This is a genomic window from Pararhizobium sp. P1_E7, from assembly GCF_056405855.1.
The window spans coordinates 75,122-92,781 of sequence record NZ_JBFUBH010000004.1; the positions used below are offsets into that span (position 1 = coordinate 75,122).

General features: G+C 61.3%; 16 protein-coding genes and 1 pseudogene. 6 read left to right on the forward strand and 11 right to left on the reverse strand.

Translation table 11 applies throughout. The features are described from left to right. Positions 1–117: pseudogene (locus AC1D17_RS06365) on the forward strand (histidinol-phosphate transaminase); the annotation flags it as partial. A 102-nt stretch (positions 118–219) separates the two neighbouring features. Continuing rightward, complete coding sequence (locus tag AC1D17_RS06370; protein WP_477564572.1) at positions 220–858, forward strand: LysE family translocator; 639 nt, start codon at positions 220–222, stop codon at positions 856–858. Position 859: 1 nt separating this feature from the next. On the opposite strand, the gene ispG is transcribed toward AC1D17_RS06370, so the two are convergent. The 4 genes from ispG to AC1D17_RS06390 all read right to left on the reverse strand — a co-directional run bounded on the left by ispG (position 860) and on the right by AC1D17_RS06390 (position 4,619). Further along, positions 860–2,113 (reverse strand): flavodoxin-dependent (E)-4-hydroxy-3-methylbut-2-enyl-diphosphate synthase, encoded by a 1,254-nt coding sequence (gene ispG, locus AC1D17_RS06375; protein WP_477564573.1) that lies wholly within the window; start codon positions 2,111–2,113, stop codon positions 860–862. Between the two features lie 120 nt (positions 2,114–2,233). Continuing rightward, a complete protein-coding gene (locus AC1D17_RS06380; RefSeq protein WP_477564574.1) occupies positions 2,234–3,427 on the reverse strand; it encodes an MFS transporter in 1,194 nt (397 codons plus the stop codon). Between the two features lie 29 nt (positions 3,428–3,456). Next, complete coding sequence (locus tag AC1D17_RS06385; RefSeq protein ID WP_477564575.1) at positions 3,457–3,840, reverse strand: VOC family protein; 384 nt, start codon at positions 3,838–3,840, stop codon at positions 3,457–3,459. Further along, on the reverse strand, positions 3,837–4,619 hold the full coding sequence (locus AC1D17_RS06390) for a DeoR/GlpR family DNA-binding transcription regulator (protein WP_477564576.1): 783 nt from the start codon (positions 4,617–4,619) through the stop codon (positions 3,837–3,839). The genes AC1D17_RS06385 and AC1D17_RS06390 overlap by 4 nt, the downstream gene beginning before the upstream one ends. A 306-nt stretch (positions 4,620–4,925) precedes the next feature. Here AC1D17_RS06390 and AC1D17_RS06395 point away from each other — a divergent pair, with 306 nt between their 5' ends. The 4 genes from AC1D17_RS06395 to AC1D17_RS06410 all read left to right on the forward strand — a co-directional run bounded on the left by AC1D17_RS06395 (position 4,926) and on the right by AC1D17_RS06410 (position 10,869). Further along, positions 4,926–5,702 carry an amino acid ABC transporter substrate-binding protein gene (locus AC1D17_RS06395; RefSeq protein ID WP_477564577.1) on the forward strand — a complete coding sequence of 259 codons (777 nt, stop codon included), beginning with the start codon at positions 4,926–4,928 and terminating at the stop codon, positions 5,700–5,702. Positions 5,703–5,810: 108 nt separating this feature from the next. Next, positions 5,811–6,491 (forward strand): amino acid ABC transporter permease, encoded by a 681-nt coding sequence (locus tag AC1D17_RS06400; protein ID WP_477564578.1) that lies wholly within the window; start codon positions 5,811–5,813, stop codon positions 6,489–6,491. Beyond that, positions 6,488–7,249 carry an amino acid ABC transporter ATP-binding protein gene (locus AC1D17_RS06405; protein WP_477564579.1) on the forward strand — a complete coding sequence of 254 codons (762 nt, stop codon included), beginning with the start codon at positions 6,488–6,490 and terminating at the stop codon, positions 7,247–7,249. Before AC1D17_RS06400 ends, AC1D17_RS06405 begins: the two co-directional genes overlap by 4 nt. A 575-nt stretch (positions 7,250–7,824) precedes the next feature. Next, positions 7,825–10,869 (forward strand): calcium-binding protein, encoded by a 3,045-nt coding sequence (locus AC1D17_RS06410; protein ID WP_477564580.1) that lies wholly within the window; start codon positions 7,825–7,827, stop codon positions 10,867–10,869. A 72-nt stretch (positions 10,870–10,941) separates the two neighbouring features. Here AC1D17_RS06410 and AC1D17_RS06415 read toward each other — a convergent pair whose 3' ends face one another. From AC1D17_RS06415 to AC1D17_RS06445, 7 genes are all read right to left on the reverse strand, one after another. Next, the gene (locus AC1D17_RS06415) at positions 10,942–11,487 is read right to left on the reverse strand and encodes an RNA pyrophosphohydrolase (protein ID WP_477564581.1); all 546 of its coding nucleotides are present in this window, start codon (positions 11,485–11,487) and stop codon (positions 10,942–10,944) included. Positions 11,488–11,553: 66 nt separating this feature from the next. Beyond that, entirely contained in the window at positions 11,554–12,753 is a 1,200-nt protein-coding gene (locus tag AC1D17_RS06420) for a divergent polysaccharide deacetylase family protein (protein WP_477564582.1), read from the reverse strand. 163 nt (positions 12,754–12,916) lie between these two features. After that, the gene (locus tag AC1D17_RS06425; RefSeq protein WP_477564583.1) at positions 12,917–14,239 is read right to left on the reverse strand and encodes a S41 family peptidase; all 1,323 of its coding nucleotides are present in this window, start codon (positions 14,237–14,239) and stop codon (positions 12,917–12,919) included. After that, the gene (locus tag AC1D17_RS06430; RefSeq protein ID WP_477564584.1) at positions 14,229–15,668 is read right to left on the reverse strand and encodes a murein hydrolase activator EnvC family protein; all 1,440 of its coding nucleotides are present in this window, start codon (positions 15,666–15,668) and stop codon (positions 14,229–14,231) included. Before AC1D17_RS06430 ends, AC1D17_RS06425 begins: the two co-directional genes overlap by 11 nt. A gap of 169 nt (positions 15,669–15,837) precedes the next feature. Continuing rightward, complete coding sequence (gene rlmH, locus AC1D17_RS06435) at positions 15,838–16,320, reverse strand: 23S rRNA (pseudouridine(1915)-N(3))-methyltransferase RlmH (RefSeq protein WP_264219820.1); 483 nt, start codon at positions 16,318–16,320, stop codon at positions 15,838–15,840. Between the two features lie 203 nt (positions 16,321–16,523). After that, positions 16,524–16,970, reverse strand: coding sequence for a ribosome silencing factor (gene rsfS / locus AC1D17_RS06440; protein ID WP_477564585.1), 447 nt, complete (start codon positions 16,968–16,970; stop codon positions 16,524–16,526). Positions 16,971–17,076: 106 nt separating this feature from the next. Continuing rightward, the gene (locus AC1D17_RS06445; protein ID WP_477564739.1) at positions 17,077–17,658 is read right to left on the reverse strand and encodes a nicotinate-nucleotide adenylyltransferase; all 582 of its coding nucleotides are present in this window, start codon (positions 17,656–17,658) and stop codon (positions 17,077–17,079) included. Positions 17,659–17,660: the final 2 nt, after the last annotated feature.

Genomic DNA, 17,660 nt, shown 5'->3' on the forward strand with positions numbered 1-17,660 from the left:
CGAGCACGTTTTGGCCGCCACTTCGCCCGTCCGCGCATTGCCGGTTTCCTGCGGATCACCATCGGTACCCCGCAAGAGTGTAGCCGGCTCATTGAAGCAATCGATATTGTTCTCTGACGGTATATAGCGCCCGCAAATATTGTCACGGCGACAAGAATGCGGTTTCGAAAGCAGATAGAATCGGCATGCTGGCGCCCGAAAGCCGTTCGGGGACACCGCATGTCATACCTTCTACCCTATCTGCCGCACCTGATGGTCGCCTGGGGCGCATACATCATCGCCACAGCCTCGCCGGGACCTGCGGTCGTCGCCATCATCTCCACCGCAATCAGCCGCGGCCGCAACGCCGGACTGGCGCTTGCCTTCGGTGTTCTGACGGGCTCCTACACTTGGGCAATGCTGGCCGCTGCTGGGCTTTCGGCGCTGATCCGCACCTATGGAAACGCGCTCTTCATCCTGAAAATTGCCGGTGGGCTCTATCTGCTCTGGCTGGCGTTCAAGGCCCTGAAGGCGGCGATGCGGAAGGAGACCGAAGCCGCCTTGCCGCTCGACAAGCAGCCGCCATCGCTGCGCCGTCTTTACCTCAAGGGCCTCGGCATCCACCTGACCAACCCCAAGGCGATCTTCTCCTGGCTGACACTGGTTTCGCTCGGCACGCCGCAGGATGCACCGCATGTCATGCCTGTCCTCATCGGCGGCTGCATGGTGCTCGGCGTCATCATTTTCATGGGCTTTGCGCTGCTGTTTTCAATCGAGCCTGTGCACCGTGGCTACAAGAAAGCCCGCCGCTGGATCGAGGGCGCCATGGCCGGCTTTTTCGCCTTCGCCGGTCTCAAGCTGTTGACGGTGAAGCTGTAGCCTATTCGGCCGCGGCCTGCCCCTGGCCAAAGCGCTTCTCGATGTATTCGCCGACAAGCGTCTCGAAATCACCGGCGATGTTGGTGCCGCGAATGGTCAGCGCTTTCTTGCCGTCGATATAGACCGGGGCTACCGGAAGCTCGCCGGTGCCGGGCAGCGAAATGCCGATATCGGCATGCTTGCTTTCGCCGGGGCCATTGACGATGCAGCCCATGACGGCGACCTTCAGGCTTTCGACGCCCGGATACTTTTCGCGCCAGACCGGCATGTTGCGGCGGATGTCGCCTTCGATCTTCTGGGCCAGTTCCTGGAACACCGTCGAGGTAGTGCGGCCGCAGCCCGGACAGGCGGCAACGACCGGGATGAACTGGCGGAAACCCATCACCTGCAGCAGCTCCTGCGCCACCTGTACCTCGCGGGTGCGGTCGCCGCCGGGCTCCGGCGTCAGCGAAATACGGATCGTATCGCCGATACCCTGCTGCATCAGAATGCCGAGCGAGGCGGCCGACGAGACGATGCCCTTCGAGCCCATGCCGGCTTCAGTCAAGCCCAGATGCAAAGCATGGTTGGAGCGGGCCGACAGCATCGCATAGCAGGCGATCAAATCCTGCACGTTGGAAACCTTGGCCGACAGGATGATGCGATTGCGCGGCAGGCCGGTTTCTTCGGCCAGTTCCGCCGAGATCAGCGCCGACTGGACGATGGTTTCGCGCATCACTTGGCTCGCCGTCAGCGGAAAGCCCTTGGCCTGGTTGTCGTCCATCAGGCGGGTCAAAAGTTCCTGATCGAGAGAGCCCCAGTTGACGCCGATGCGCACCGGCTTGTCGAACTCGATGGCGCGTTCGATGATCTCGATGAACTGCTTGTCCTTCTTCGCCTTGAAGCCGACATTGCCGGGGTTGATGCGGTATTTCGCCAAAGCTTCAGCGCAGGCCGGATGATCCGCCAGCAGCTTGTGGCCGATATAATGGAAATCACCGATCAGCGGCACGTCAAGGCCGAGGCGATCGAGACGCTCACGGATCTTCGGCACGGCTGCGGCGCTTTCGTCGCGATCGACGGTGATGCGCACCAGTTCCGAGCCGGCCCGGTGAAGAGCGGCGATCTGCGCGACAGTGGCATCGACATCCGCGGTATCGGTGTTGGTCATCGACTGGACGACCACGGGCGCCGATCCCCCGACGATCACCCCGCCGACATCGACGGCAACGGAGGCCCTGCGGGGTTGCGGTTCGTAATCGAAGGCGGACGTCATGAAAGCCTCTTGCACGTGCTGTTGCGGCGACTTTCCCTGAGGTGGATGAGGAAAGCCGCCTTGTCAACGGCAACATTCATGGATTGACGGCGAATTGATGTCCGCGCCGTCCCGGCCGTCTCAGTCGTGGCCCTTCGGGTCGGCATGCACGGCATGATGCGACAGGGCGAGAACGACGAGGAACAGGCCCGGCACGCAGGTGAAGATGATCGAGAAACCGGTGTGCTCTGCAATGAACCCGATCAGCGAGGGTGCAAACAGCATGCCGGAATAGCCCATGAACGTGGCGACCGACAGCCCGATGCCCGGCGCCAGGCCCGGCATATTGCCGGCGGCGGAGAAAGCAATCGGCACCATGTTGGAAATGCCGACGCCGGCGAGCGCAAAGCCGAGGATGGCGAGCGGAGCATTGGGTGCCAGACCCGCGAGCACGAGGCCGACCAGCGCCGTCAGCGTGCAGACGCGCAGGGTTTTCACCCCACCGAACCGGTCGCGGACATGATCGCCGGCAAAGCGCATGATCGCCATCGTGGCCGAAAAGGCGGCAAAGCCGAAGCCGGACATCGCCACCGATGCTCCCAGCTCGTTGCGCAGGTAGAGCGCGCCCCAATCGAGCACCGTGCCTTCCGGCACCATGGAGAACAACGCTACCAGACCGATCAGCCAGGGCAGCGGCATCATCGGCAGGCGCAGCTTCTGCTTGGCGACATCCGGATGTGGCTGATCGGCAAGAATCATCGGCCAGGCAGCGGCCAGCACCGCAAGGCAGAACAGGGTCACGAGCACGGCGTGCACATAGACGCCGAAATGCGCCATGATCAGGCCGCCGCTCGCAGCGCCGATCAGGCCGCCGAGGCTCCAATAGGCATGGCAGGACGACATGATCGCCCGGCGCATCGATTTCTCGACCTCCACCGCATTGGCATTCATCGCCACGTCCATGGCGCCGACGAAGCCGCCAAGCAGGAACATGCCGATCGCGGCCGTCCAGACATTGGGAAGAAGCGTCAGGAGCAGAAGCAGCGGCGACAGGATAATTGCCGTCACCTTCACCACCTTCTGCGATCCCATCCGGGCGATGAAGCCGCCGGCAATCGGCATCAGCACCAGCGAACCGATGCCGAAGGCGAGGATCAGAAGACCGAGCACGCTTTCGCCGATGCCGAGCTTATCCTTGAACTCCGGAATCTTCGGCGCCCAGCTGCCGGTGACGAAACCGTTCATCAGGAACAGCAGGGAGACCGCGAGCCTTGTCTTGGGCATGTAACCCGACCGGGCCGCAACCCGTGGCTGGATGATGGTGTGTTGATCCATGATTTTTCCTGTGCGATCCGCTGCCGGATTCAAACCGTGATTTCGATAGGGTTGCCGTCGGGGTCCTTGAGAACCGCCTCATAGAAACCGTCGCCCGTCATGCGGGCGGGAGAAACGAGAGTGCCCGATGCTGCTGCTCGCGCCGCCATCGCATCGACGGCTTCGCGGCTGCCAAGCGACAGAGCGAGGTGCGCATAACCCTGGCGCTCGCCTTGCCCATCCTGAGGCGCAATCCACGGGCCTTGCATGATCTCGATCGATGGCCCGTCCTTCAGATACAGGAACCGCGAGGAGAAGCCGGGGCGCCTTGCGCTTTCGTAGAGATCGCCGGCGGTAGCGCCGAAGGTTTCGGCCCAGAAGTCGCAGAGGCGTTCAAGATCGGCGGTCCATAATGCAACATGGGCGATCCTCATGGCCTTGCTCCTCCGGCGTAAACGACGTCGACGCCTTGACCGCCGTAAAGGACGGCGGCGTTTCCGGCTGCGTCACGCTCGACGATCAGTGTCGCGCATTCCCGTGTGGCAATGACCGTATGCGGCGCCGATGTACCCAGCTTGTCGTTGGTCACGGCGGCGAGCACCGAGGCGCTGTTGCGGGCAACAAGCCGCTTGAACTCAGCATCCTCATATTCGAAAGCGGTCAGCCCCGCGTTCACATCGACACCACAGACCCCGAGAATGCACAGATCCGGCCGCAGCACGGAAACATCGCGCTGCGCCTTGGCGCCGACTGCGGCACCGACCTGCCGGTTGATCTTGCCGCCGATCAGGATGAGGTCGATGCCCGGCTTTTCCATCAGCACGGCCGCAATCAGCGGTGCATTGGTTACCGCCGTCAGCTCCACCCCGGCAGGAAGCGCTCGGGCGATCGCAAGATTGGTCGAACTGGCGTCGAAGAAAACCGTCATGCCGGGCTTGACGAAGGGGACGGCAGCCGCAGCAAGGGCCGCCTTGCGCTCAGGCGCTTCGCCGACACGCTGGGAGAGCGTCGTGCCGCCGGGGGCGATCGGCAGGGCACCGCCATAGACCCGCTCGCACAGACCGGCGGCCGCCAGTTCGCGCAGATCCCTGCGGATCGTGTCCTCGGAAACATTGAATTCGTGCGCGAGGTCAACCGCCAGAACCCGGCCGGACAGCCGCAACCGGTCCTGGATCAGGCTTTGTCTCTGTCGCAAAAGCAGCTCTGTCTGCATGGTAAAATCGAATCACGTACAAATGAGTGTAAATAGGCACAAACGTGCATACTCGCAGACGCCGTGAATTTCAATCGATTTATGTGATTTTCGCGAAAATGACGGAGGCTTTGCCGCAAAAATCGGCCCCCTCGCCTTGATTTTAGTCGCCAGGCGCCAAATTTGCGTTGAAACGGCATGAATTTGAGAAAAACCTTTCGCTGCTGCGGCGCACAATGAAGTTTTGTGCGCTGTCTTGCATCGGGCGGTATGCGATTGTCCCTTCACACCGGCAGACGGGCCGGATCAAAAAGATGGAAAAACAAAATGAAATGGGTTCCCACACTTCTCGCCGCTGCCGCTTTCGCCCAGCTGGTTTCGTTCGGCTCGGCTACCGCCGGTGAAAACCTCGAAGCCATCAAGTCGGCTGGCGCGCTGAAGATCGGCACGGAAGGCACCTACGCACCGTTCACCTACCATGACGAGAGCGGCAAGCTCGTCGGCTTCGACGTCGAGATCGGCGAAGCCGTCGCCAAGAAGCTGGGCGTCAAGGCCGAGTTCCTCGAAGGCAAGTGGGACGGCCTGATCGCCGGCCTCGATGCCAACCGCTACGACGCCGTGATCAACCAGGTCGGCATCACCGAAGAGCGCAAGAAGAAGTACGATTTCTCCGAGCCCTACATCGCCTCGAAGGCCGTTTTGATCGTCAAGGCCGACAATGCCGAGATCAAGGACTTTCCGGACCTGAAGGGCAAGAATGCCGCGCAGTCGCTGACCAGCAATTTCGGCAAGCTGGCACAGGCTTCCGGCGCTGAACTCGTCGGCACCGATGGCTTCGACCAGTCGATCCAGCTGGTTCTGACCGGCCGCGCCGACGCGACGATCAACGACAGCCTCTCCTTCCTCGACTTCAAGAAGAAGAAGCCCGATGCGCCGGTCAAGATCGCTGCCGAACAGGCGAATGCCGACTATTCCGGCATCATCGTGCGCAAGGGCGAGCCTGAACTTCTCGAAGCCATCAACAAGGCACTCGTCGAGATCAAGGCCGACGGCACCTACGACGCGATTTCGCAGAAATATTTCGGCGCAGACGTTTCGAAATAACCCTTGAAACGGCGCGGCCGGACAGGTTTCGCCGCGCCCTTGTCTGAACTATAAGTCATGATCCGTTCCGGCATCCGGGGCGGATCATGTCGTTTGAAAGGCCCGCTCGTGCCCCCTTGGCTACAACTGATGCTCGATTCGCTGCTGCCTTTGTTGCGGGCCGGGCTGATCTTCACAATTCCGCTGACACTGCTTTCCTTCACGCTGGGGTTGGCGCTTGGTCTCCTGACCGCCGTCGCGCGGCTGTTCGGCCCGCGGCCGCTGGTCGCGGTGGCGCGGTTCTATGTCTGGGTCATTCGCGGCACGCCGCTGCTCGTCCAGCTCTTCGTTATCTTCTACGGCCTGCCGAGCCTCGGCATCCTGCTCGATGCCTTCCCTGCGGCCCTGATCGGCTTCACGCTCAACATCGGCGCCTATACGTCCGAGATCATCCGCGCCGTCATCTCCTCGGTACCGCGCGGCCAGTGGGAGGCTGCCTATTCGATCGGCATGAGCTGGAGCCAGGCGATGCGCCGCACCATCCTGCCGCAGGCCGCGCGCGTCGCCGTGCCGCCTTTGTCCAACACCTTCATTTCGCTGGTGAAGGACACCTCGCTTGCCGCTGCCATCACCGTGCCGGAGCTGTTTCAGACCGCACAGCGCATCGTCGCCACCACTTACGAACCGCTGATCCTCTATATCGAGGCGGCCCTGCTCTATCTGGCCCTGAGCTCGGTTCTTTCCGCGCTGCAGGTGCGGCTGGAAACCCGCTTTGCCCGCTATGGCGGCTTCCTGGAGGCGCGCACATGATCGAGCTCACCCATATCGAAAAACGTTTCGGCGACACTGTCGTCCTGAAGGACATCAGCGTCACCATCGCCGAGGGCACGGTGACCGCGCTGGTCGGCCCGTCCGGCGGCGGCAAAAGCACGCTGCTGCGCTGTGTCAACCTCCTGGAAATCCCGACAGCCGGTACGATCAAGCTCGGCGACGAGCAGATCATTTTCGAACCCAACAGGAAGACCGGCTGGGACGCCATTCAGCGCCTGCGCCGCCAGACCGGCATGGTCTTCCAGAATTTCCAGCTGTTCCCGCACCAGACGGCCATCGAAAACGTCATGGAAGGACTGGTCACGGTGCTGAAATGGCCGAAGGAGAGGGCGAGAACACGGGCGCAGGAATTGCTCGAAAAAGTCGGCATGGCGCACAAGGCAGATGCCTGGCCAGCCACCCTTTCCGGCGGCCAGCAGCAGCGCGTCGCCATCGCCCGCGCGCTGGCCCCCTCGCCACGCGTGCTGCTCTGTGACGAGCCGACCTCCGCCCTGGATCCGGAACTGGCCGAAGAAGTCGTCGAAGTGCTGAACCGGCTGGCAGCCGAAGGCACGACGATGATCATGGCGACCCATGATCTGCGGCTTGCCTCCAAGGTCGCCGATCAGGTGCTTTTCCTCGACGGTGGCCTGATCGTCGAAAGCGGTGCACCGAAGAGCATCTTCCAGACGCCGGAGCGGGAGCGGACGAAGAAATTCATCTCGTCGCTGAGTGCAGGGAACAACTACGACATCTGAAGGGAGCGCCACGGCTCAAAAGCACCAGGGCCCCTGTTGCGCCAGAGCTCCGTCATCCTCGCCCTTGTTGTGGCGGGGATATTGCAGCCCTTTGGGGACACTCATCCTGCCGATGGCATCTGGGTGAGGTGACCGAAGGCGTTTTTCTGTCTGCGCCTTGCAGATGCCGCGGCCCTCGGCTCATGTGCATTCATGCAGCGCACGCGGCAAACGGTTTCCCGTCTCCTTCAAACGGACCTGCGGCTACGCTTCCAGCCCCGCTCTACCCGCTCCGCACCCTAAGCCATCCGTCTGTTTCCCCGGGAACACAATAGCTGCTGCGCCCTTGCCTATAACCGTCAGTGTCCGGCGTTGCCTAAAGCAATAGCAACGGACATTGGAGCAACGTCTGAACGTGTTGTTTATGGGATGGAGGCATCAGACAGATAAGCTATTCATAATTCAAAATATTATAATTTGTAACGTAACTATTGGCGAAAATTCACCCGACGGTTGAACAAATGGCCCAGCACCGCCCGCTACAGGGCGTGGCTTCAAATAGTTATTGACTTCAAATAGATCAATCGGAGACGAAAATGGCGACTATTATAGGAACAGCCGGCAATGACATATTGCTCGGCAACGATCTCGAAAATGATTTCATCATGGCCGATGCTGGAGCCGATAGTATCAACGGCGGCATGGGTGGCGATTTTATTATGGCCGGTGACGACAACGATACAGCAGATGGATCGTTTCAAGGGGATACTATTCAGGGCGAGGCTGGCGACGACACGCTGAACGGCAACAGTGGCAACGACTATATCGACGGCGGTACCGGCGCGGACAAGCTCAATGGTGGCAGTGGCCAGGACATGCTCGTTGCCGGAACGCTGGAAACGGCGGCAGGCGATGTTGCCGATGGCGGTTCCGGCACCGACCGGCTGATGGCCGACTATTCGTCATCGGCCGTCAAACTCGACATCGCGATCAAGGACTGGATCGCGCCGCAGACACTGACAGGCGGAATCCAGGCGACCAATGTCGAATCGTTCTGGATCACCGGCAGCGCATTCGATGACACGATCGCCGGCGGCAATTATTCCGACATGTTTGACGGGGGCGCGGGCAACGATACGCTGTCGGGCGGCCGTGGTTTTGACATTCTGCAGGGCGGGGACGGCAACGATGTCCTGCGCGGCGGCTATGGCTTTGACAACCTGTCAGGCGATGCCGGGAACGATATTCTGTACGGCGATCAAGGCTTTGACTTTCTTTCCGGCGGCACCGGAAATGACAGGCTCTATGGTGGTGACAGCTTCGATACGCTCTATGGCGGCGACGGCACGGACACTATTTTCGGTGGCACCGGCGACGATTCCATTGCGGGCGATGCCGGAGACGATACGCTCAAGGGCGACTCGGGCAATGATACGATCGACGGTGGCGCGGGCAACGACACGATCGATGGCGGCACCGGCAATGACGCGATCAGTTACGCCTATGGTGAGGGCACGGACACCATCACCGACGCCGGCGGCAGCGATCGCCTGATCCTGCGTAATTTCACCGGCAATTTCACCGCAAAGGCTGCAACCGAGGTCAATACGCTGGCCGGCGGAACGACCTTCAAGGGTATGGATCACTACACGATCTATGCAACCGGCACCGGTACCAACAAGATCACCACCGGCACCGGCAACGATACTGTCTTGTCGGGAGACGGTAATGACTGGATCAATGGCGCTGATGGAAACGACACGCTCGACGGCGGGCTCGGCAAGGATACGGTCTATGGCGGCAACGGCAACGACACCGTCAGCCTTGGCGATCTCGGCGCAGACATCGGCGATGGCGGTGCCGGGACCGACGAGGTCATCGTCGATCGCCGGTCATTGACCGCGGGCCAGACCTTCTCCGTCAGCGGAAACACGGCAACATTGACGGATGGCACCAGCCTGAAGAACTTCGAACACTACACGGTGTCGTTCGGAAAGGGCAACGACGTCGTCAAATCGGTCGGTACGGCACAGAGTGTTTCCTTCTATGGCTATGACGGCAGCGATACGCTGATCGGCACCAATGGCTCGGATAAGCTGGATGGCGGCAATGGCAATGATACGCTGACCTCCGGCGCCGGCTCGGACTGGATTTATGACAATGGCGGCACCAACGTCATCAAGTCCGGTGATGGGTCCGATACCGTCCGCGTGGGGGATGCCTATAGCGGCGGCGCCGTCGGCCACAATACCGTTGATATGGGAACCGGCGATGACAGCTTCTACCGCACCGCATCGACCGGAAAACTCTCGCTGGATGGCGGCACGGGCACGGACTTCGCCTCGATCGACTTCAGCAAATACACCGCCGGCATTACCTTCAAGCTGGCTGCCAGCGTGACGGCGACCAATGCTCCGGTAACGGTCAAGAATATCGAACGGGTGGCCCTTACCGGCGGCAGCGGCAATGATGTCTTCACCGGCGGCGGCCTGAACGACGACCTGCGCGGCGGCACCGGCAACGACGCGCTGACCGGCGGTGCAGGCAACGACACCATCGATGGCGGTCTCGGCAATGATACGCTGCAGGGCGGCATCGGCAACGACACGATCTATGGCGACGGTAAAACGCTGACCGGCGGCAAGGACACGATCTATGCCGAGGATGGCAACGACGCGGTCTATATCGGGATCAGTGACCGGGCACATGGTGGTGCAGGGACGGACCGGGTCTTCCTCAATGTCTCGGAACAGACCAAGGACATTGCCTTCACCTTCTCTACCGGCACGGTCAATGTCGACACCGCAACATCGTTCACTGCCTTCGAGGCACTCAACTACATCGGCAGCAAGGGCAAGGATACGGTAACAGGTGGCAGTCTCGACGACAGCCTCGATGGTCGCGGCGGTAACGATATCCTCAGGGGCGCAGGCGGCTCCGACACGCTGGAGGACGGCGCCGGGAACGACCAGCTCTTCGGCGATGCCGGAAACGATTGGCTCATCCGTTCGGATGCGACCAGTGCGGGTGCGGCCGGCAAGGACATCTTCGATGGCGGCACCGGCACCGACACGCTGTCGTTCCGGGAGGGCGCGACTTCGGTCGTCCTCGACCTGACGACCCAGGCCAAGAACAAGGGGCTTGCGCTCGACCTGACGGTCAAGAATATCGAGATCATCGAAGGCAGCGCCAAAGACGACGACATTCGCGGCGATGCCAATGCCAATACATTCTACGGCAACGGATCAGACGACGTGCTTGATGGTCGCGACGGCAACGATACGCTGGTTGGCGGCGCCGGCGACGACTGGCTGACGGGCGGCAAGGGCAACGACAAGTTCGTCTTCGACCTCGATGGACGCGACGGCGAGGGTGACGTCATCACCGACTTCACCCGTGGCCAGGACAAGCTGGTGATCGACAAGAGCGACTTCCAGGTCGCGGCCGGCGATACGGCGGTGACACTTGTCGTTGGCGCCGATCCGGTGGCAACCAGCACGAAGGGCAGCTTCCTGTTCGAAAGCGACAATGGGCGCCTTTGGTTCGATGCCGACGGCAAGGGCACGGAAGCCGACCTCCAACTCGTCGCCATCCTGAAGAACGTCAACACGCTATCGACGAGCGATTTCGCGTTCATTTGACAATCGAGTTGAGAGCTTGAAAAGCGCCCGCCCGAATTTTCGGGGCGGGCGCTGGTTGAACGTGGCGCGACTCTATCGCACCGGTGCTGCAACACCGGCCAAATGCCCGAACACCGAAACGACGTCCTCGTAAACTCCGCGTTTGAACGCCACGATCAGGTCCGGCAGCGTCTGCATCGGCTTCCAGGCCCATTCGTCGAATTCGGGCTCATGATCGCCGGGCGGCGGGTTGATGGCGATTTCGGATTCGTCGCCTTCAAAGCGGAAGGCAAACCAGCGCTGGGTCTGGCCGCGATATTTGCCCTTGAGGCCAATACCGATCAGGTGGGCAGGCAGGTCGTAATTGATCCAGTCCGGCGCTTCGGCGATCAGCGACACGCTCGTCATGCCGGTTTCCTCGTAAAGCTCGCGATAGGCCGCCTTCAACGGGTCCTCGCCTTTGTCGATACCGCCCTGCGGCATCTGCCAGAGCTGCGGCGAGCCGTCATACTCGGAATTGCCGATCGGAATGCGCCGTCCGGCCCAGACGAGTCCATCCCGGTTGAGCACCATGATACCGACACAGGGGCGATAAGGCAGGTCGTCGGCCTTTACCGGTTTCGATTTGTCCTTGCTCATGTGAATTGCCCTTTGCCCTTGCTTGTCTGCCTTGCGCGCCGGAACGACGAGATCCGCGCATAGACGTTATTGCTGTTGCGGATCCTTGACGAGCGCCGAAACGCCGACAAATTCGATACCGCGTGTGCTCGCCTCGTCCATCCACTGGGAAATGGCTTCGACGCTTTCATCGAAGGCAGAGGCAACGCCGATGGCGCCGCCGTTGCGTCTGGCGATGCGCTCCAATTCATCGAGTTTCTTCAGGATCGCCGTGCGGTCGATCTGGTCATCGACAATCATATCGGCAAATCCGTGCGGTACGCCGATCGTCCCGGCCAGCGTTCCGGTCAGCGTCTGCGCCGATGTCGCGTCGTCGAGGAAGAGCAGGCCGCGCCTGCCGATGTCGCGCATGACCGGCTCCAGAGCGTCCGCGTCCGAGAGAAAACGCCCACCGAGGAAATTCATGATGCCGGTATAGTTGGTAATCTGGGCCAGTGCGGTGTGCAGCTCCGCCAGGTTTTTCTTCGCATCCAGCCCGACGCGCAACGTGTGCGGGCCGGGGTTGTTATCCGGATAATCGAAGGGCTCGAACGGGACCTGCAGCAGGATTTCATGGCCGGCGCGGCGCGCCTCCTGCATCCAGCGCTGCAGGCTGTTGCCGGTCGCGGCAAAGGCCATTGTCACATCGGGGGAAAGCTGGCGCAGCGCATTTTGCGTGCCGGTTTGGCTGAGCCCGAGGCCACCGACCACCAAGGCGATGCGGATGCCGCGAGCGCCGGACCATGGCCGGGCATATTGATCCATCGGCCGCAGCCCATCCGGGCCGGTGATCGGCAGCCGTCCCTGCGGGCTATCTTCCAACAGGTCATCATTCGGGAAGGTTGCCAGGCGCGGGTCCTGACCCTTTGTCCGGCCGACTTCGATGAACGCAGGGCCTTCGCCGTCGCGCTGCTTGGGAGAGAATTTGGTGACGATCGAGCCGTTCTCGGTCAACGTCTCCTCGACATGGGCACCGGAGAGGGCACCGCTTGTCTTCTGCTGCTTGAGCTTGGTCTCGTTGGCGCCTGGTGTTGCCTTTTCGCCCGGCGGCGCAGCGTCCGCCACCGTCTGCGTTTCCGGCGGGACGATCAGGCCGGTCGGTTTCAGAACGGCCCAGGCAGAAATACCAATCAGCGCGAGGGCACCAAGTCCAAGGGACAGGCGGCCGAATGTCAGGCCCGATTTTTCAGTTTTGGAGGGGCGCGTCTTGCGGTTCTGACCAAGAGGAGCGTTGAGATCTGTTCCCAAGAGGGCCTCTGTCGATCTGAGTTGCGATGGCGAAGCCTTACTGCATAATTCCTTAAACCGGAATCGATTCAAGGAAATATTCTGCAGCTGTAAGAATCGAAACCGCCGCCCGGCCGGAGCCAGGCGGCGAACAGTGTCAGGCTATCCGCATTCTCAGCGGATGTTACTTCTTCAGCTCGGCCTTTTCCGGATTGGCCGGGAAGGCCGGATCGGTTTTCTTGCCGCGCAGAAGGTCGAGCGCATAGTTCAGCTGCAGGTCGTCCTTGGGCTCCGGCGGGACGTAGGCAACCGAGCCGGAGCCTTCGTCATTCTCGTTCTGGCCCTTGATATGGCCGCGCAGGCTGGATTCGCTCGTCGTTTCGACCTTGCCGAGCAGTTCCGGCGGCAGCGGCTGTTCGACCTTGATATCCGGTGAGATACCGGTGCCCTGGATCGACTTGCCCGATGGCGTGTAATAGAGCGCGGTGGTCAGACGCAACGCGCCGGCTTCGCCGAGCGGGATGATCGTCTGAACCGAGCCCTTGCCGAACGAGCGCGTACCGAGAACGGTGGCGCGCTTCAGGTCCTGCAGGGCGCCGGCAACGATCTCCGATGCCGAAGCCGAGCCGCCATTGACGAGCACGATCACCGGCTTGCCATCGGTCAGGTCGCCCGCCGTCGCATTGAAGCGGCGTGTCTCGTCGGGATTGCGGCCGCGGGTCGAAACCACTTCGCCACGTTCCAGGAAGGCGTCGGAGACGTTGATCGCCTGGTCGAGCAGACCGCCCGGGTTGAGGCGCAGGTCGAGCACGTAGCCCTTGAGCTTATCAGCCGGAACCTGGGCCTTGATCTTTTCGATCGCGTTTCTCAGATCGTCATAGGTCTTTTCCGTAAACGAGATGACGCGGACGTAGCCGACATCGCCTTCCGCGCGGAACTTGACGGCGCGCACGGCGATGATATCGCGAACGATCGTCAGTTCGATCGGCTTTTCAGCCCCCTTGCGCAGGATGGTCAGCTTGATCGGCTTGCCGACGGCGCCACGCATCTTGTCGACAGCTTCCTCAAGCTTGAGACCGCGCACATCGACGCCGTCGATCTTCGAAATGAAGTCGCCGGCAAGCACGCCTGCCTTGGCGGCAGGTGTGTCATCGATCGGGCTCGTCACCTTGACGAGATCGTCTTCCATGGTGACTTCGATGCCGAGACCGCCGAATTCACCCTTGGTCTGGGTGCGCATGTCTTCGGCGTCGGTGGAATTCATGTAGCTCGAATGCGGATCAAGCGAAGAGAGCATGCCGTTGATGGCATTCTCGATCAGCTTGTCGTCCTGCGGCGGCGTCACGTACTGGGCGCGAACGCGCTCGAACACATCGCCGAAGATCGACAATTCGCGATAGGTCGACGGGTTAGCCGCCACGGCCGGGACGATGGAGGAATATACAACGCCCGTGGCCGCTGCACCCATGAGTGCCCCGACCAGAACAAGTGACGTTCTACGAATCATTGCGTACCTTTCCGGTGTCTGCTGCGGTCCACCATGGTCGGGAATCAACCGGTTTTCCGTCTTTCCTGAATTCAATGTAAAGCGTCGGACGCTCGGTTTCCAGCGCCAATGCAGTGGCGCTCGCCACTCTTTTGTTACCCATCGTGCCGAGTGGCTCGCCGGCGACGACGAATTGGCCCTGCTGCACCGTAACGCCTTCCAAACCAGACAGGACGACATGATAGCCGTCGCCGGGATTGAGAATGATCATCTGGCCGTAGCTGCGAAACGTACCGGCAAAAACGATCCAGCCATCCGATGGCGCTGTCACCAAAGCCCCTGCATTGGTCTCGAGCATCATGCCCTGGAGCGAATGCCCCGTGCCGTCGGCATCGCCGAACTTGCGCAGGATCGATCCGGCAACCGGAAGCGCGAGCTTTTTCTGCAGGTCCGAAAACGCATATGCAGGCGCAATGCGGTTTTTGTCGGGCGTCGTGTTGTTTGCCAGTTCGCGGGCTTCAGCGCGCTGCGCTTCCGACATCAGCCGACGGTTTTCCTCTTCGGCCTTGACGGCCGCTGCCGCATCGCGCGCCGAGGCGATTTCGCTCTCGATCGAGCCGATCAGCCCTTCAAGGCTGGTTGCCTGGGCTGCAAGCTGTTCGGCCTTGCGCCGTTCGGAGGCGAGCTCAGTGGCGCTGCGCTGCTTCAGTTTCTGCTTTTCGACAATCAGCATGTTCATGCGCCGCTCTTCTTCGAGCCGCGCCGTCATGTCGTCGCCAAGCGCCTGTTTCTGGGCGATGATTTCCTTGCGAACACCGGCAAGCGCCTTGAGGTCGGCGGAAAGGTTTTCCGTCTCGTGACGGATGCCGGGGACAACGGCGCCGAGCAGGATGGCGCTGCGCACGGAGGCCAGCGCGTCTTCCGGCGTCACGAGCAGCGCCGGCGGGGGATTGCGCCCCATCCGCTGCAGCGCCGCCAGAACTTCGGCAAGCACCCCACGCCGCGCCCGTAGCGATGCGTGAACCGCATCCTCCTTCGTCCGCAAGGTGGCGAGCTTCTCCTCGCCATCGACGATCTCTTGCTCCAGCGCCTTGCGCTTTCCGGCCGAGTCGACCAGTGCGGCCCGCAGCGATTCGCTGGTTTTCTCCAGTTCCGCGATCCCGGCCTGCAATTGGGCGGCTCGATCGTTGGAAAGCGTGATGGTCTTCGACAGGGCTTCCAGTTCGCTGCGGGTGCTATCGCGCTTCACGGCAAGATCGGCTGTGGGATCCGGTTGCGCCGGAGCTTGTTCGGTCGCCCCTTGCGGATTTTGATCCGTCGCCTCTGCAGTCTGAGCCTGCGCGTCGGCGGCCAGAAGAAGCCCGCAAGCCAGCAGGCCCGCACGAAACCAGAGCCAACCGGTCTCTCCCGGCTGGCCTTTCCTCCTCCGCTTTGCCGCGTCTGTTGTCATTCCGTCATTCGCTGTCGGTACCCTGTCCAAGAAAACCCTACGCTGATTTGGCCATTGCCGCCAACAGCCATCCCCGGCAATTGCGGCATCGCCATGACAGTTTTAGCGGATTGTTTGGCCCACATGCCTCAAGGCTGGCGCCGGTTTCTGCGGAACGTGTCTTGGACGTTCAAACCCGATGATAGGGATGGCCTGAAAGGATGGTGACGGCGCGATACAGCTGTTCTGCGATCAGGATACGCACCAGTTGATGCGGCCACGTCATCTTGCCGAGGCAAATGACAGCATCGGCCTTGGCGTGAAGGGCGGGATCAAGCCCGTCGGCGCCGCCGATGGCAATTGTCAGGTCGCGCTTGCCGCTGTCCCGGAAGGACCCGATGAGGGACGCGAAACCCTCGGAATCCAGCGCCTTGCCGCGTTCGTCGAGCAGGATGAGAAGGCTGGCGTCGGGCAGGGATTTTTCGAGCTGGGCCGCCTCTTCGCGCTTGCGCGTGTCGGCGCTTGAACCACGGCTTTCAGGAACTTCGGCAATACGGGACAGCTCAAGGCCGATTGCGGGGCCAGCCTTGGCGAAACGGTCGAGATAACGGGCCGCAAGGTCCTTTTCCGGGCCAGCCTTGAGGCGCCCGACGGCAAAGAGGCCAACCCGCATGTCAGTTCCTTAATCCTTGTCGCGCCGATCGCAGCGTCGCCATCATATCCGCCGATGGCGGGCACATTCTTTCCAGCCCAGCGGGGCGCTGGTGCCGGACTTCATTCTGCAAATGGCCGCAATCGGATAACCCGTCCTGCACGGCCATTGCAGGATCCAAATGTGTCACTGCCGCTCAAGCACCCAACAAGGGCGCCGGATACTCAGTGCAATGTGCCGTCTTCCATGTCCGGCGCAGCCCACATCTTTTCGATGTTGTAGAACTCGCGGATTTCCGGGCGGAATACGTGGACGATGATGTCGCCGCCGTCGATCAGCACCCAATCGCCGGTCTCCAGACCTTCGACGCGGGCATTGCCCTGGCCACCATCCTTGAGGTCGGTGATCAGGTGATCGGCGATCGCCATGACATGCCTGCTCGACCGCCCCGAGACCACGACCATGTAGTCTCCCAGCGCTGATTTGCCGGCAATGTTGATGGTGACAATATCTTCTGCCTTCGAGTCCTCGAGACTGCCGAGAACCAGGTGAAGAGCACGGGTAGCGGCTTCGTCGCTACGTTCCGGGCTTTGCGGGAAAATGCGAGTGACATTTCCCTTCGCGTGTACTGTTGTCAGGGTTTTTCCTTTCCAGGTGAACAGAACAAGCATGGTGCGATTCGAATGTCGGTCGAACCGCACCCTAAATGTAGGCACCAATGCCTCAAGGTTTCAAGACGTGAGAAGTAAATGACGGTTATTCATTGCTTGCACGCCGTCATGATTTTGCCCGCAGCGCCGTGGAGCTCAGCGGTGAACGTGGTCCGTGAATGAAGGTCCAGGCGGGGGCCCTGCGCCAGGCGAGACTTGCCGCATGCGCTTCGTCGATGCGCGCATAGTCAAAGGTTTTTGCCATCTTCGAGGACAGATAGGACAGCGTGTCGCCGGGCCGGTCGATGACGGCAACGGGGAAGGTACGGGCGATTTTCTGCCAGTCCTGCCAAAGGTGGAAATTCTTCAGATTGTCGGCGCCCATGATCCAGACGAAGCGGATACTGCGGTTGCGCTCGCGGATCTTTTCCAGTGTGCGGGCCGTATAGCTTTGGCCGAGCGATTGCTCGAACGCCGTCACCTTGATACGCGGATCCTGGGTGATTTTCTCGCTGAGTGCAATCCGTTCAGCGAGCGGGGCAAGATGGTTACGGTTCTTCAGCGGATTGCCCGGTGTCACCATCCACCAGAGCTGGTCGAGGCAAAGCCGGCGCAGCGCGATATCGGCAACGAGCACATGGCCTTCATGCGGCGGATTGAAGGAGCCGCCGAACAGCCCGACGGTCATGCCGCGCGCGACATGGGGCATTT